The organism is Accumulibacter sp. (assembly GCF_036625275.1).
Lineage (GTDB): Bacteria > Pseudomonadota > Gammaproteobacteria > Burkholderiales > Rhodocyclaceae > Accumulibacter.
Window position 1 is genome coordinate 38,585 of the sequence record NZ_JAZKUD010000022.1, and the last position, 13,691, is coordinate 52,275.

The window sequence follows — 13,691 nt, forward strand, 5'->3', positions numbered from 1 at the left end:
TCACGAACCCTGCCCTGAGCTTTGTCGAAGGGCTCCCCTCTCCACTCGCGAGAGGGGGAAACGGTCATGACTTTCATGATCGGAGGTGTCTGGAAAAGTCATGACCGTCAGGCCGATTGTTTGACAAATAATCCCTTGATGCTGTCGAGAGCCTTGGCAATGGCCAGCATTTCCTGCGAGGGCACTTGGCGGATCACTTCCTTGGTGGCACTGTCGATGATCTTGACCACCAATTGCCCGGAATCTCCGTCCACACTGAACTCCAGATCGTCGTTGATCGGCTTGACAAAATCGCGGACGCTCTGGGTGGCTGCTTCAAGCTGCGTCCGGTCGGGAGGCTGCACCGGCAGCAGGGTCAGCGTGGGGTCGGTGGTTCTGGTTTCGCCCGCTGATTTGACGTCACGTGCCGCAGGGCTGACAACGACCAGATTGCTCTGGGGGGAGAGTGAAGCGGCAGTGGATGGGATGTTCATCTCGGACTCCTTAGGGAACAGACGCCAGGGTGCGACCGCCTGAGCACGACCGCACCCCTGATCTTAGCGCGATTTGACGGCGTTCGCTTAGCCGCGCAGCAGCGAGAGTACTCCCTGCGGTAGCGAGTTGGCCTGCGCCAGCATCGCCGTACCGGCCTGCTGCATGATCTGCCCGCGGCTCAGGTTAGCGGTCTCGGCAGCGAAGTCGGCGTCGAGAATGCGGCTGCGCGAGGCCGTTAGGTTTTCCGAGGTGGTCGCCAGATTGTTGACGACGCTGTTGAAGCGGTTCTGCAGCGCACCGAGGTTGGCCCGACTCGAGTTGATGTTGGCCAGCGCCGAGTCGATCGTCGCAATGGCGTTCTGCGCACCGGTGGCGGTGGTCAGATCAACGCTGGCGATGCCGGCGCCAAAGGTGGCCGTGGCGGCCGTATAGGCTGAACTCAGTCCCGAGCGTGCGATGTCGGAACCACTCAGGGTGATGCCGGCACTCGCCGTGGAGCTGAGCGTGATGTTGCCTCGTGTAATGACGGCATTGGAGGATGCGGCATTGGCGGTCTCGTCAGCGCCTGCACCGAGTTGATCTGTGCTGAAGCCGGTGGAGGTTGACGTAGTGGTTGCGTGCGCCAGGTTGCCACTGATGGTGATCGCTTGTCCCTCGCCGGCCGACAAGGTCAGGGTGCCAGCGGCATTGGTTGCCGTCACCCCGGTCTTGCTGGTCAGTGCATTGATCGCAGCGGCCAGGTTGTTCCCTGGCGTCGCGGCAGCATCGGCGGCAACTGCGCCAATATCGTAGCCATTGATCGTCAGATCTCCGGCAGCCAGGGCGGACCCGTCGCTGGCGCCGGCGGCGACGATGTTGCTGTTAGTGCCGCCATCGTCGCCGATGGTCAAACCGGTGTTATCGATAAGCGCCCCTGTACCACGGCCAATCAGGCTGATGTTGCGGCCATCGGCAGCGGTCAGCGAGACCGCGCCCGTCGAAGTGCTGAAAGTGGCGGTGACCCCGCTTTGGTTGGAAACGGCATTGAATGCTGCGGCGACGTTGGCGCCCTGGGTGACGGCGTCTGCTCCTGCGGCGATGGCACCCAGTTTGACGTTATTGACGTAAATGAAGTCGGTGGTATCGCCAGCAATGGCAGCCTGTGCCGTGTTCGCGATGCCGGTCAGCGTGGTGGCACTCGCCTTGGCCGTGACCCCGGTCTGACCCGACACGGCATTGAAGGCGGCTGCTTTGGAGATGGCGCTATCGTTGCTTCCCGCGGCGGAAAGACCGTCCCGCACGCTCGGCCCGATGCCAAAACCATTGACGGTGATGCCGCCGGCGGCAATGGCCCCGGTGGCGACTGCGCCGGCGGTGGTCGAACTGAACGAGGAAGTCGTGCCGACGCCCAGCGCATCGGCTTTGGCGCTGGCGAGCGAACTGATCGTCAGTGCTTCGCCGCTGTTCGCACCGACCTGGAAGGACTGCGCGTTGAAGGTGCCGTCGAGCAGCTTGACGCCGTTGAATGCAGTCTGACTGGCGACGGTATTGATCTGCTGCACCAGCGTGTCGACTTCCTGTTGCAAGGCGGCGCGGTCGGTGGCGGTGTTGGTGGCGTTGGAGGCCTGCACCGACAGCTCGCGCATCCGCTGCAGCGAGTCGGTGATGCTTTGCAGGCCGCCTTCAGCGGTCTGCGCCAGCGAAATGCCGTCGTTGGCGTTGCGCGAAGCCTGGTTGAGGCCGGTGATCTGTGAACTCATGCGCGTCGAAATGGCGAGGCCGGCAGCATCGTCCTTGGCGCTGTTGATGCGCAGGCCCGATGACAAGCGTTGCAGCGAGGTGGAGAGCGAGGCTTGCGACATGCTGAGGCTGCGTTGCGAGTTCAGCGACGCGACGTTGGTGTTGATGACTTGGGGCATTTTCTTTCTCCTGGCTGGGTCGAATAACGTCGGGTTTCCGGTGATCTGCCTCTTCAGGTGTCTGCCGGCCCGTCCTGTGTGGCGATTGTTTCGCTGACACTTTTTCTTACGACGCGCCGCGGGAAAACTTTAGCGGACAATATGCAAATTTCCGAGCATCGACTCCAGTCCGTATTCGAACAATTGTTGCAGGGGGGCGCCCAGATACGACAGACTGACCATCAGGGCGGCGAATCCGAGCGCGATGGTCAGTGGAAAGCCGATGGCCATCAGGTTGAGTTGCGGCGCGGCGCGGCTCAGAATCGTCAGGGCCAGGTTGCCGATCATCAAGGCGACGACGATGGGCAGCGCCAGCAGCAGCCCCGAAGAAAAGATGACCGCGCCGGCGTTCGCCAGCTTCCCCCAGGAGTCTGCTGTGAAACCCTGAGTGCCGACGGGAAGCGCCGTAAAGCTGTGTGCCAGGGTGGCGACCACCATCAGGTGGCCGTTGATGGCCAGGAACACCAGCAAGGCCAGCAGTCCCATGAATTCCGAAATGACTACAGTCTGGCCGGCGGTCTGCGGGTCATATGAAGTGGCAAAGCCGAGACCCATCTGCAGGCTGATCAGGCTGCCCGCCAAGTCCACCGCGGTGAACACCAGGCGGATGGCAAAACCCATGGCGAATCCGACGAGCAGTTGTTGCGCCAGAATCAGCAGGCCGGTTCCCGATGCCGGATCCAGCGACGGCACGCTGGGCAGTACGGGCACAATGGCCATGCTGATCGCCAGGCCGAGTAGCAAGCGGACCCGCGTGCCCAGGGCCGGATGGTCAAATGGCGAAGCCGCGGCAAAGACCGCCAGGATGCGTGCCAGCGGGAAGAAGAAGGCTACCACCCAGGCGTTGATCTCGGCTGTGCTGAGGCTGATCATGCGGCGTTTAATGTGAAAGTCGCGTATGCGACTCACGAACCGCCTCTCTCCCCTCGTGGGGGAGGGGTTGGGGGAGAGGGAAACGGTCATGACTTTCATGATCTGGGGCGCCTGGAAAAGTCATGACCGTTAGCCGATCAGGAGCGGGATGCTCTCGAACAGTCGCCGCACGTAATCGACCATCAGCTCGAGCATCCACGGGCCGGCCAGAAGAAGGATCAGGTACATCCCCACCAGCTTGGGAATGAAGGAGAGAGTCTGCTCGTTGATCTGGGTCGCCGCCTGAAAGATGCTGATGATCAGGCCGATCACCAGCGCGGCCAGCAGCAACGGCGCGGACATCAGCAAGGTCATCTCGACTGCCTGGCGTCCGATATCCATGACCAGCTCGGGGGTCATGTGGCAAAGCTCGCGACCAGCGATCCGAGCAGCAGATGCCAGCCATCGACGAGCACGAACAACATCAGTTTCAAGGGCAGCGCCACCAGTACCGGCGACATCATCATCATGCCCATCGACATCAGCACGCTGGCAACCACCATGTCGACGACCAGGAACGGGATGAAGATGATGAAGCCGATCTGAAAGGCCGTCTTCAGTTCGCTGGTGATGAACGCCGGGATCAGCAGGCGCATGGGAATGTCTTCAGCCGATGCGAAGTTGGCGGTCTTGGTCATGCGCGCGAAAAGGGCGATGTCGGCCTCACGGGTCTGCTTGAGCATGAACTTGCGCAGTGGCACCGCCCCTCGCTCAATGGCCTCGAGGTAGCTGATCCGGTTCTCCGACAAAGGAAGATAGGCATCGCTGTAGACGGTGTCGAGAACCGGGGACATGATGAAAAAGGTCAGGAACAGCGAGAGACCGATCAGCACCTGATTCGGCGGCGAACTCTGTGTCCCCAGTGCCTGCCGTAACAGCGAGAGGACGATGATGATGCGTGTGAAGCTGGTCATCATCAGCAGCGCAGCCGGCAGGAAGGTGAGTGCCGTCAGCGTCAGCAGGGTCTGGATCGACAAGGTGTAGGTCTGGCTGCCGCCGCTGCCCGGCGTACTGGTCAGCATCGGCAACCCGCCGGCCTGTGCCCAGGCAAGCGCAGGCACGGCGAGTGCGAGCAGAAGCAGCCAGGGGAGGTGCTTAACCGCCTTCATTCTTGCGCTCGGTGATCTGTTTCAGCCACTGCGCAAAATGCCGCTCGCCATTCCCGGCAGGTTTGAGGTCGCCTTTCGGCAGCGTATGCAGGGTCCGGATCTGGCCAGGTACGAGGCCGACGACGATCCAGGTGTCGCCGATTTCAACGAGCACGATACGCTCGCGGGTGCCAATCATCAGACCACCCACGACGCGCAAGGGGCCACTGCTGCCGAAGCCGCGGCCGCCATTGAGCTTGCGCAGCAGGAACGCGGCAAGAAACAGAACGCCAATGACCAGGACCAGGGCCAGAACGGTCTGCAGCAACATGCTGGTTGAAACGCCTGGCGGTTCGGCAGCCTGCGCGAAGGCGCTGCCCGAATACAGGGCAAACAGCAAACGGCCCACCCTGCGGGTGCCGTTATGGCCAATCGGTTTGCAGTATCGAATCAAGAGGGTCGGCCAGACTTGGTGACAGGCCACTATCTTAAAACAAGTGGGGAGAAGGTCAAAACGTCGTCGTGATCGGCCAGAAAGAGGCTCGGCAGAGACGCTCAGTGCCCGATTTTACGCGCCCGTTCGGAGGGAGTGACGATATCGGTCAGACGAATGCCGAATTTGTCGTTCACCACCACCACTTCGCCCTGCGCGATCAGGGTGCCATTGACGAAGACGTTCAGTGGTTCACCTGCCATGGCGTCCAGTTCGACGACCGAACCGTGTGCCAGTTGCAGGAGGTTCTTGATGGTGATTTTGGTGCGCCCGAGTTCGACCGAAATCTGGACGGGAATGTCCAGAATCAGGTCGAGTTCGTTCATCATCGAGGTCTTCCGATCCGAGTCATCGAAACTCGGGAAGATGTTGGCGGGCTGTGCGCTGGCGGTTGGGGCTGTTTCAGCCATGGCCTGTTCAGCCATCGCCGCCGCCCAGTCATCTTCCGCGTCGTCAGTCGTCGGAGACGCGTAATCGTCTGTTTCTTTAGCCATTGCTTTCTCCCACCGAAGCCTCCGCGATTTCGGAGGCCATGAATCGCTCGATCTTGAGCGCGTACTGCCCACCTTGCTGTCCGTAGCGGCATTCCAGCAGGGGTATTTCGTCGACCAGTGCGACGATTTTATCGGGGATTTCGAGAGGAATGACCTCGCCGACCTTCAACCGGAGAATCTCGCGCAGGGTCACCGTCTGCGTGGCCAGTTGCGCCGTAATTTCGACTTCGGCATTTTTCAACTGTTTGCGCAACATGATGATCCAGCGTCGATCGGTGGATAGTTGATCGCTCTGCATGGAGCTGTACAGCAGATCACGAATCGGTTCGATCATCGAGTAGGGGAAACAGATATGCATGTCCGCGTTCGAGCCACCGAATTCCAGCGAGAAGGTCGTTGCGATGACGATCTCGGACGGAGTGGCGATGTTCGCAAACTGCGAGTTCATTTCGGATCGGATGTACTCGAATGTGAGATCGTAGACCGGCTTCCATGAGCGGCCGTACTCGCTGAAGACGACCCTCAGCAGTCCCTGAATGATGCGTTGTTCGGTCGCGGTGAAATCCCGGCCTTCGACGCGCGTGTGAAAGCGGCCGTCGCCGCCGAACATATTGTCTACGACCAGAAAGACCAGACTAGGGTCGAAGACGAACAAGGCCGTACCACGCAATGGTTTGGCCGCGACCAGATTCAGGTTGGTCGGTACCACCAGGTTGCGGGTGAACTCGCTGTATTTCTGCACTCGTATCGAGCCCACCGAGATCTCGGCGCTGCGATGCATGTAGTTAAAAAGACCGATGCGAAGGTAACGGGCAAAACGCTCATTGACCAGCTCGAGCGTCGGCATGCGTCCCCGGACGATTCGCTCCTGCGTTCCGAGATTGTACGGGCGGGGGCCCTCGCCAGTTTCTTCAAGCTCTTCGGGTTCGTCGGTTTCGCCGCTGACGCCTTTGAGCAGGGCGTCGACTTCATCCTGGGAGAGGAAATCGGCGCTCATTGCGGTTTATTGGATGATGAACGAGGTAAATAACACATCTCTGATGGGTCCGTCGCGGTTTTTCCCTTTGCCGGCCGGGTCGAGAACGCCGTTCATTTTCTCCATGATCTCCTTCGCCAGCTTCTCCTTGCCTTCGGTGCTGATCAAATCCGAGGCTTTCTTGCTCGACAGCAGCAAGGTCAGGTCGTTGCGCAGCTTCGGCATGTAGGCCTTGAGCTGGTCACCGGTCTGCGGATCGTCGACCTCGACCGACAGGACCAGTTGCAGGAACTGGTCACCCCGTTCCGGGACGAGATTGACGGTAAAGGCATCGAGTGCGATATAGACTGGTGGGGCATTGCGGTCGACTTTCTTCTTTTTGACCGGTTTGGCTTTTTCCACGGCCACTTCACCGTCATCGTCGCCCTGCTCCGGGGAATGCCTCAACATCAGAAAGGCGCCTACCCCGCCGATGCCGAGAACCAGTACCAGGATTCCGATGATGATGAACAGCTTCTTGTTGTTCTTCGCGGGTGGGGCGTCCACGCCCTCGGTTGCGGGCTTTGCATCCTTGGCCATGCGGCAGTTCTCTCCCTGGGTGTGCAGCCGGGCTCATGCCGATACACGGGCTTTGTCCCGGCTGGATGACTATTGCTACGCGAAAATATCGACCAGTCCGCGACCGCGCTGCGCGATGAAGGTCTCGCCTGACAGGCGGTTCGCCGAATCGCTGGCAAGTATAGCGTTATCAGCCGGTGGGCGGGGTCGGTGCGACGATTCCTGCTGCCCGTCTGGTTGCTGACGGAACGACTCGCTGCCGACGCTGACCTGTCCGAGTTCGATACCCGTACCGGCGAACATCTCGCGCAAGCGTGGCACAGCCGTTTCGATGGCGCCCCGAACATCGGCATGGGGCGAAACAAAGTGAGCACTGGCACCGCCCTTGTCCAGGTTCAGGGTGATCTCTATCGACCCGAGTTGCGGCGGATGCAGGGTCAGTTGGGCGAGCTGTTTTTCATGGCTGGCAAACCACAACAGCTTCTGACCCAAGTCGCCGGCCCAGGACGGGTCCCGTAGCGGTGTCGGAAGGTGAACGGTGATGTCGTCGGTCACTGCTGCACCATGGCCGGGTACGGCTGCGAGCGCGCTCAGGCTGCTGGTCGGGTCGTGCAGCTCGGTCGTATTTGACTCAGGCTCGAGGGATGGCATGGTTGAGAGCATGGTCGGCTGGCTGGCTGGAGCGCGCAACTCGAACGTGTTTGTCCCGGATGGGATGGGAGAAGGCATCGCCGCGAGCGTGCCCGTCACGAGCGTATCCGAATTGCTGTCCGGATTGCTTGGCACGAACGTGTTCAGCCCGGACGGTGCGGGAGAGGGCTCCGCCGCGAGCGTGCCCGGATTGCTGGTTGGATCATGCCGTTCGAACGTATTCAGCCCGGACGGCGCGGGGAAGGGCATCGTCGCGGGCGTGTCCGGATTGCTGAGCGAAGCGCGCAGTTCGAACGCGTTCAGCCCGGACGGTGCGGGGGAGGGCATTGCCGCGAGCGTATCCGAATGGCTGGCCGGATCGCGCAGCCCGAACGTGGTCGGCCCGGATCTTGCGGAGGAGGGCTCCGCAGCAAGTGTGCCCAGGTTGCTGGCCGAATCGCGCGGTTGGGGCGTGTTCGTCCCGGATTGCCTAGTGGCGGGTTCAACGGATTGCGCAACGGCAAATTTTGCCGCTTGGTCGTCGGCAGCCAATAAGGTCGATACCGATGGTTGCCGGCCATCGCCACTCTGAGTCCTGATTTCCAGGGCATCCGGCCCGATTCTTGCGGACCTCGATAGCGTGCTGAGAGTGGGCAGGGAAGGCGCCATCTCGGGATGGCTTGCCACTTCTGAACGGTCTGGCGATGGCAGGTAGCCAAGCGTTGCCAGGAATGATGGGTCGGCAGCAGCAGTCACCGTGCCAGCGTCGGCAACGACCATTTCGTCCTTGGCTGGCTTGTCGTCCTCAGGCAGAAGATTGGCGGTAGTGACCGGCAGGCCAAGTAGAATGCTGGCAAAGTCGAGGCCGCTGTTCTGGGGGGCCGTCGCCGGAGGGCCGGTGTCCTCGACGGACTTTGCCTGGAGGGGGGGCTGGAAGGACGTTGCAACGATGGCAATGGTCATGATCGGTCACTTTCAGAAGGAGCTGCAGCGACATAAGCAAACATCATGCCAAAGTCGGGTCAACGATCTTCATTGCGGTTTTTGTGGCGGGCGGCAAACTCGTCCTGGGTTTTCTGCTCCTGGCGGGATTCCCATCGTGCTTCGCTGACGCGATGGCGTTCGGAGAGCGCGTCGAAGGCTTTCAAGCGCTTCTGCTGTTGCCGCCACTCTGCCTGACCGGCGGCCGTATGCGCTTCCTGCAGGCTGACGGACTGAAGCTGCTGCGTGATGGCCTCATCGAGCCGGTTCAGGAAGTCTTGGAAATTGCGCCATTCGGGTTGCCCCAGTCCGCCCTGGGCAGCTTCCCGGAAGCGGGTGGTGTATTCCTCGCGATACTGCAGCAGCATCGCGAGCTTCTTCTTGGCGTCACGTTCAGCTGCCAGCAGACGAGCGAGCGATTGTGTTGCCTCGTCGTGACGATTGCGCATCAGGTCGAGCACCATCTGCAGGGAGAAAGGTTTGGCCACGCCGAGTTCTCCGATCGGTTAGGTTGCTTTCAAGGTCGTGTCAGCGGCTCACGCAACCGGCTCGAACAAGGCGCGCAGACGCGCAAGGCTGTTGGTGAAATCGGAGCGTTGGCTGAGGTTTTGTTGCAGCAATTCCTCGAATCGCGGATAGATGGCGATCGCCTGGTCGAGCTGCGGGTCGGAACCCGCAGCATAGGCACCCACGCTGATCAGGTCGCGCGATCGTTGATAGCGCGAAAAGAGGTTCTTGAATTTGCGGATGTACTGCAGATGCGCCGGACTGACGAGATTGACCATGGCGCGCGAGATCGATTGCTCGATGTCGATGGCCGGATAGTGGCCCGCATCGGCGAGCATCCGCGACAGAACGATGTGGCCGTCAAGGATGGCTCTTGCGGCATCGGCGATGGGGTCCTGTTGGTCGTCACCTTCGGCGAGTACGGTGTAGAAGGCCGTGATCGAACCGCCGCCTTCGAGGCCGTTGCCGGCGCGCTCGACGAGTTGCGGCAGGCGTGCGAAGACCGACGGCGGGTAGCCACGCGTGACCGGAGGTTCGCCGATGGCCAGGGCAATCTCGCGTTGTGCCATCGCGTAGCGGGTCAGCGAGTCCATGATCAGCAGCACCTGCCGGCCGCGATCCCGGAAGTATTCGGCGATACAGGTCGCGTAGGCCGCGCCCTGCATGCGCATCAGCGGGCTGACGTCAGCCGGTGCGGCGATGACGACCGAACGGCGGAGGCCTTCCTCACCCAGGATCTGTTCGATGAACTCCTTGACTTCACGTCCGCGCTCTCCGATCAGTCCGACAACAATCACTTCGGCCGCAGTATAGCGAGCCATCATGCCGAGCAGGACGCTCTTGCCGACTCCCGATCCGGCAAAGAGTCCCATCCGCTGGCCGCGGCCGACGCAGAGCAAAGCATTGACTGCGCGTACCCCGACATCGAGGGGCTGGTTGATCGGTGCCCTGGACATGGGATTGAAGGGCCGACTCTGGAGCGGGCGCAGGGAGTTCGCGTGCAGGGGACCCAGCCGGTCAAGCGGTCGGCCGGCGCCATCGAGGACACGGCCGAGCAGCGACTCTCCGACCGGAACCAGTTTGGCACGGTCGATCCAGCGCCGGCGTGCAGGGGGTGGCCGACCGACCTGCGGAGGCGGGTTGGGGGTTTCGAGCGCGACGACCCTGGCTCCTGGCGAGAGACCGTAGACATCTTCCGATGGCATCAGGAAAAGTCGCTCGCCGTTGAAGCCAACCACTTCTGCCTCGATTGGCGAGCCACCCGGCGGAACGATCCGGCATGAACTGCCAAGGGGTAGCTTGAGCCCCGAAGCCTCCATGACCAGGCCATTGATGCGGGTCAGGTGGCCGCTCGGCAGCAGTGCGTTGGCCTGGCTGGCGGTCTGTCGGCAGCCATTGAGGAAACCATGCCATGCGGCAAGGTGCGGGTTTTCAGTGCGCTCAGTCATCGTCTTTGCCAATGGACTTCATGCCCGGGCCTTGAGCCATTCTTGGTTGACGCCGATGGCTTCAATGACGCGTCGCCAACGTGTTTCCAGGGTGGCGTCGACCTCGCTGGCGCCGAGTTCAACTCGGCAACCGCCAGCGCTGAGCGTCTTGTCGTCGATGATTCGCCAGTTGGCATGGGCGAGCTGTTCGCCCAGATGGCTGCGAACCAGCGCGGCGTCATCCGGGTGCACGAACAGCAGAGGCTGACCATGATGCGGGTGCAGGGCGGTCACTGCTTCCCTGACCACTGGCAAGATCAGCTCCGGTTGAACGTGCAGACTCTGGCGCAAGACCTGATTGGCAATCTCGATCGCCAGGACCAGCAACTGCTCGGCCACGTCCTGATCAATGGTGGCCAGTGCCTGTTGCAGGTGCTCCATCAGCGAGGCCATATCGGTTGCCACCGCCTGTGCCGCCTTGATCCCCTCCTCATGGCCGGTGGCGTAGCCGGCTGCGTAGCCGGTACTGTATCCCGCGGTGTATCCCGCGGTATGCGCCTCGTGATGGACGCGCTCGATTTCCTCAGCCGTTGGCAGCGCCAGCGGTGGCTCTTCCGGCAGGGTTTCGATTGCGCTCGCCAACGGCTCTGTCTCGGCCGGGGGAACGTCCGGCAGAACCTCCGGCAGAACCTCCGGGGATGTCACTGGCGGTGGTTCGATATCGAAAGAAGCCAGTTCCCAGCGCTGGTAGGCAGTCATCTTCTCCTTCGGAATCGAGTGGCTCATCGCCGTTGCAAGCTCACAGCATTTCCTCGCCACCCGCCGAGCCCAGTACGATCTGGCCTTCGTCGGCGAGGCGGCGGACGATCTTGAGGATTTCCTTCTGCTCGGCCTCGACTTCCGAGAGGCGAACCGGGCCGCGCGAATCGAGATCCTCGCGCAACATTTCCGAGGCACGCTGCGACATGTTCTTGAAAATCTTCGCACGCAGAGGCTCGCTGGCCCCCTTCATGGCCAGGATCAGCGATTCTGACTGGATTTCCCGCAACAGAAGCTGGATGCCCCGGTCGTCAAGGTCGAGGAGATTCTCGAAGACGAACATTTCGTCGAGAATTTTTTGCGCCAGGTCCGGATCGTACTCGCGGATCGAGTCCAGGACCGCGGTCTCATTGGCGCTGCCCATGAAATTGAGCATTTCGGCGACCGTGCGTACGCCCCCCATGGCTGACTTCTTGATGCTGGCTGATCCCGAGAGCAGGCGTAACATCACGTCGTTCAGCTCCTTCAGTGCTTCCGGCTGAATGCCTTCGAGGGTGGCCACACGCAGAACCACGTCGTTGCGCAGCCTTTCCGAAAACTGGTTCAGGATGTCGCTGGCGTGATCGTGGGCGAGATGGACGAGAATCGTGGCGATGATCTGCGGATGCTCGTTCCTGATCAGATCGGCGACCGTCGGCGCATCCATCCACTTCAGGCCTTCAATCCCATTGGTATCGCCGGGTTGGAGGATGCGCGAGATCAGGTTGGAGGCCTTGTCGTCACCCAGCGCCTTGGTGAGCACCGAGCGGATATAGGCGTCCGTATCGACGTGCACCGCAGCCGATTCGTCGGCTGTTTGTTTGAACTCGGTCAACACCTCGTCGACGCGCGCGCGCGGAACCGATTTCAACGCCGCCATGGCATGACCAAGCTTCTGCACCTCCTTCGGGCCGAGATGCTTGAGCACGGCTGCAGCATAGTCCTCGCCCAGCGAGATCAGCAGTATGGCGCTCTTCTCGACGCCGTCGTCAGCTGCCATTGCCGCCCATCCATTCCTTGACGATGTTGGCTACCAGTCGCGGGTCCGTTTCCGCCAGTTCGCGGGCCTGCACGAGCTTGGCTTCAAACAACTCGGCGGCGGTCGGGACGTGCTCCTGAACGGGTTCTTCGCCCTCTTCCTCGTCAACCACGTCAATCTTGCTGCCGACGGTGGCGGGGGGTTCGGCAGGAGGAGGGGGGGGAAGCATGGTCTTGAGCAGTGGCCGCACGACGCCGAGCAGCAGATAGGCGATGATGCCGGCGAGGACGCCGTACTTGATCAGATCCTTGATCAACGAAATCATTTCGGGGTCACGCCAGAGTGGCATTCCTTCGTCCTTTTCAATGACGGTGAACGGCGCATTGGCCACTGAAATGGTATCACCGCGATCCTTGCTGAAGCCCATGGCTTCCTTGACCAGGTCGCTGATCTGCTTCAGCTCGCCATCCGGCAGCGGCTTGTTGGCCGGTTTGCCGTCCTTGCCGATTTCCTTGCGCTGATTGACCACTACCGCCGCCGACAGGCGTTTGATGGTGCCGATCGATTGCTTGACATGGCGGATGGTCTTGTCGATCTCGTAGTTGATCGTCGAGTTCTTGCTGGTGCTGATCGGCTGGCCGACATTGGCGATCGACGCCTGCACTCCGGCCGCATTGAGTTGCCCGGGCACCGGCGGGGTGGGTGTAGCAGCGGCCCCGGCACCCGCGACCGGAGGTTGTGTCAGCGGCGCGGTAGCCGGCACCGGGGGTTGATTGCTCAGGGCGCCGGGAACTCCCTGTGCGGTCGGGCTGGTGCTGGCGGTTTCACTGGTCTGTTGGCTGCGAATGCTGATTTCCGGTGGTGTCACGTTCGGTCGATGCGTTTCGGCAGTCTGTTCAGCCTGCGAGAAGTCGATGTCGGCGGCGATCTGGACGCGGGCGTTGCCGGGGCCGACGATCGGCGCCAGAATATCTTCAACGCGCTTGATGATGCTTGCCTCGACTTCTTGGATGTACTTGACCTGCGTCGGGTCGAGGCCGGCCTCGAGCAGCTTGCTCTTCATCTGCGACAGCAACGTGCCGCTCTGGTCGAGCAGCGTGACGCTGGCCGGCGCCAGTTGTGGAACGCTGGCCGCGACAAGATTCTGGATGCCGACGATCTGGCCCGCATCGAGCGAGCGTCCAGGGTAGAGATTGAGCATCACCGATGCCGATGGCTTCATCTCTTCGCGCATGAAAACACTCGGCTTCGGTATGGCCAGGTGCACGCGCGCGGCCTGCACCGCCGCAACTGATTGAATGGTGCGCGATAGTTCGCCTTCCAGGCCGCGCTGATAATTGACCTGTTCGGCAAACTGGCTGATGCCGAATTTCTGGCTCTCCATCAGCTCGAAACCAACCGCTCCGCCCCTGGGCAGCCCCTGTGAGGCCAGCCGCA

At 61.4% G+C, this 13,691-nt stretch carries 15 protein-coding genes; all 15 read right to left on the bottom strand.

From position 1 onward, the window contains the following. Positions 1–107: 107 nt before the first annotated feature. Entirely contained in the window at positions 108–473 is a 366-nt protein-coding gene (locus tag V5B39_RS09785; RefSeq protein WP_332342706.1) for a flagellar protein FlaG, read from the bottom strand. Between the two features lie 87 nt (positions 474–560). Then, positions 561–2,372, bottom strand: coding sequence for a flagellin (locus V5B39_RS09790; RefSeq protein ID WP_332342707.1), 1,812 nt, complete (start codon positions 2,370–2,372; stop codon positions 561–563). A gap of 129 nt (positions 2,373–2,501) precedes the next feature. After that, entirely contained in the window at positions 2,502–3,320 is an 819-nt protein-coding gene (gene fliR, locus V5B39_RS09795; RefSeq protein WP_332342708.1) for a flagellar biosynthetic protein FliR, read from the bottom strand. Positions 3,321–3,413: 93 nt separating this feature from the next. After that, on the bottom strand, positions 3,414–3,683 hold the full coding sequence (fliQ, locus tag V5B39_RS09800) for a flagellar biosynthesis protein FliQ (protein ID WP_332342709.1): 270 nt from the start codon (positions 3,681–3,683) through the stop codon (positions 3,414–3,416). After that, the gene (fliP, locus tag V5B39_RS09805) at positions 3,680–4,432 is read right to left on the bottom strand and encodes a flagellar type III secretion system pore protein FliP (RefSeq protein WP_332342710.1); all 753 of its coding nucleotides are present in this window, start codon (positions 4,430–4,432) and stop codon (positions 3,680–3,682) included. Before fliP ends, fliQ begins: the two co-directional genes overlap by 4 nt. Next, a complete protein-coding gene (gene fliO, locus V5B39_RS09810) occupies positions 4,419–4,811 on the bottom strand; it encodes a flagellar biosynthetic protein FliO (protein ID WP_434735677.1) in 393 nt (130 codons plus the stop codon). Before fliO ends, fliP begins: the two co-directional genes overlap by 14 nt. A 155-nt stretch (positions 4,812–4,966) precedes the next feature. Continuing rightward, complete coding sequence (gene fliN / locus V5B39_RS09815; RefSeq protein WP_332342711.1) at positions 4,967–5,398, bottom strand: flagellar motor switch protein FliN; 432 nt, start codon at positions 5,396–5,398, stop codon at positions 4,967–4,969. Further along, on the bottom strand, positions 5,391–6,395 hold the full coding sequence (gene fliM / locus V5B39_RS09820) for a flagellar motor switch protein FliM (protein WP_332342712.1): 1,005 nt from the start codon (positions 6,393–6,395) through the stop codon (positions 5,391–5,393). The genes fliN and fliM overlap by 8 nt, the downstream gene beginning before the upstream one ends. 6 nt (positions 6,396–6,401) lie before the next feature. Further along, positions 6,402–6,953 (bottom strand): flagellar basal body-associated FliL family protein, encoded by a 552-nt coding sequence (locus V5B39_RS09825; protein WP_332342713.1) that lies wholly within the window; start codon positions 6,951–6,953, stop codon positions 6,402–6,404. Between the two features lie 75 nt (positions 6,954–7,028). Then, on the bottom strand, positions 7,029–8,525 hold the full coding sequence (locus tag V5B39_RS09830) for a flagellar hook-length control protein FliK (RefSeq protein WP_332342714.1): 1,497 nt from the start codon (positions 8,523–8,525) through the stop codon (positions 7,029–7,031). A gap of 59 nt (positions 8,526–8,584) precedes the next feature. Next, positions 8,585–9,007: a flagellar export protein FliJ gene (gene fliJ / locus V5B39_RS09835; protein ID WP_332342715.1), complete on the bottom strand. Its 423-nt coding sequence runs from the start codon at positions 9,005–9,007 to the stop codon at positions 8,585–8,587. 72 nt (positions 9,008–9,079) lie between these two features. Next, the gene (gene fliI / locus V5B39_RS09840) at positions 9,080–10,498 is read right to left on the bottom strand and encodes a flagellar protein export ATPase FliI (RefSeq protein WP_332342716.1); all 1,419 of its coding nucleotides are present in this window, start codon (positions 10,496–10,498) and stop codon (positions 9,080–9,082) included. Positions 10,499–10,516: 18 nt separating this feature from the next. Further along, positions 10,517–11,263, bottom strand: coding sequence for a flagellar assembly protein FliH (gene fliH / locus V5B39_RS09845; protein ID WP_332342717.1), 747 nt, complete (start codon positions 11,261–11,263; stop codon positions 10,517–10,519). A 13-nt stretch (positions 11,264–11,276) separates the two neighbouring features. Then, positions 11,277–12,275, bottom strand: a complete 999-nt coding sequence (fliG, locus tag V5B39_RS09850; RefSeq protein WP_332342718.1) for a flagellar motor switch protein FliG — start codon at positions 12,273–12,275, stop codon at positions 11,277–11,279. Then, positions 12,265–13,691: flagellar basal-body MS-ring/collar protein FliF (fliF, locus tag V5B39_RS09855; protein ID WP_332342719.1), on the bottom strand; the 1,427-nt coding region annotated here is incomplete at its 5' end. The genes fliF and fliG, both read right to left, overlap by 11 nt.

Excerpts from the sequence above, each read along its gene's own strand:
- V5B39_RS09785 (WP_332342706.1), bottom strand. The coding sequence starts at position 473 with ATGAACATCCCATCCACTGCCGCTTCACTCTCCCCCCAGAGCAATCTG.
- V5B39_RS09790 (WP_332342707.1), bottom strand. The coding sequence starts at position 2,372 with ATGCCCCAAGTCATCAACACCAACGTCGCGTCGCTGAACTCGCAACGC.
- fliQ (WP_332342709.1), bottom strand. The coding sequence starts at position 3,683 with ATGACCCCCGAGCTGGTCATGGATATCGGACGCCAGGCAGTCGAGATG.
- fliP (WP_332342710.1), bottom strand. The coding sequence starts at position 4,432 with ATGAAGGCGGTTAAGCACCTCCCCTGGCTGCTTCTGCTCGCACTCGCC.
- fliN (WP_332342711.1), bottom strand. The coding sequence starts at position 5,398 with ATGGCTAAAGAAACAGACGATTACGCGTCTCCGACGACTGACGACGCG.
- fliM (WP_332342712.1), bottom strand. The coding sequence starts at position 6,395 with ATGAGCGCCGATTTCCTCTCCCAGGATGAAGTCGACGCCCTGCTCAAA.
- V5B39_RS09825 (WP_332342713.1), bottom strand. The coding sequence starts at position 6,953 with ATGGCCAAGGATGCAAAGCCCGCAACCGAGGGCGTGGACGCCCCACCC.
- V5B39_RS09830 (WP_332342714.1), bottom strand. The coding sequence starts at position 8,525 with ATGACCATTGCCATCGTTGCAACGTCCTTCCAGCCCCCCCTCCAGGCA.
- fliJ (WP_332342715.1), bottom strand. The coding sequence starts at position 9,007 with ATGGTGCTCGACCTGATGCGCAATCGTCACGACGAGGCAACACAATCG.
- fliI (WP_332342716.1), bottom strand. The coding sequence starts at position 10,498 with ATGACTGAGCGCACTGAAAACCCGCACCTTGCCGCATGGCATGGTTTC.
- fliH (WP_332342717.1), bottom strand. The coding sequence starts at position 11,263 with ATGAGCCACTCGATTCCGAAGGAGAAGATGACTGCCTACCAGCGCTGG.
- fliG (WP_332342718.1), bottom strand. The coding sequence starts at position 12,275 with ATGGCAGCTGACGACGGCGTCGAGAAGAGCGCCATACTGCTGATCTCG.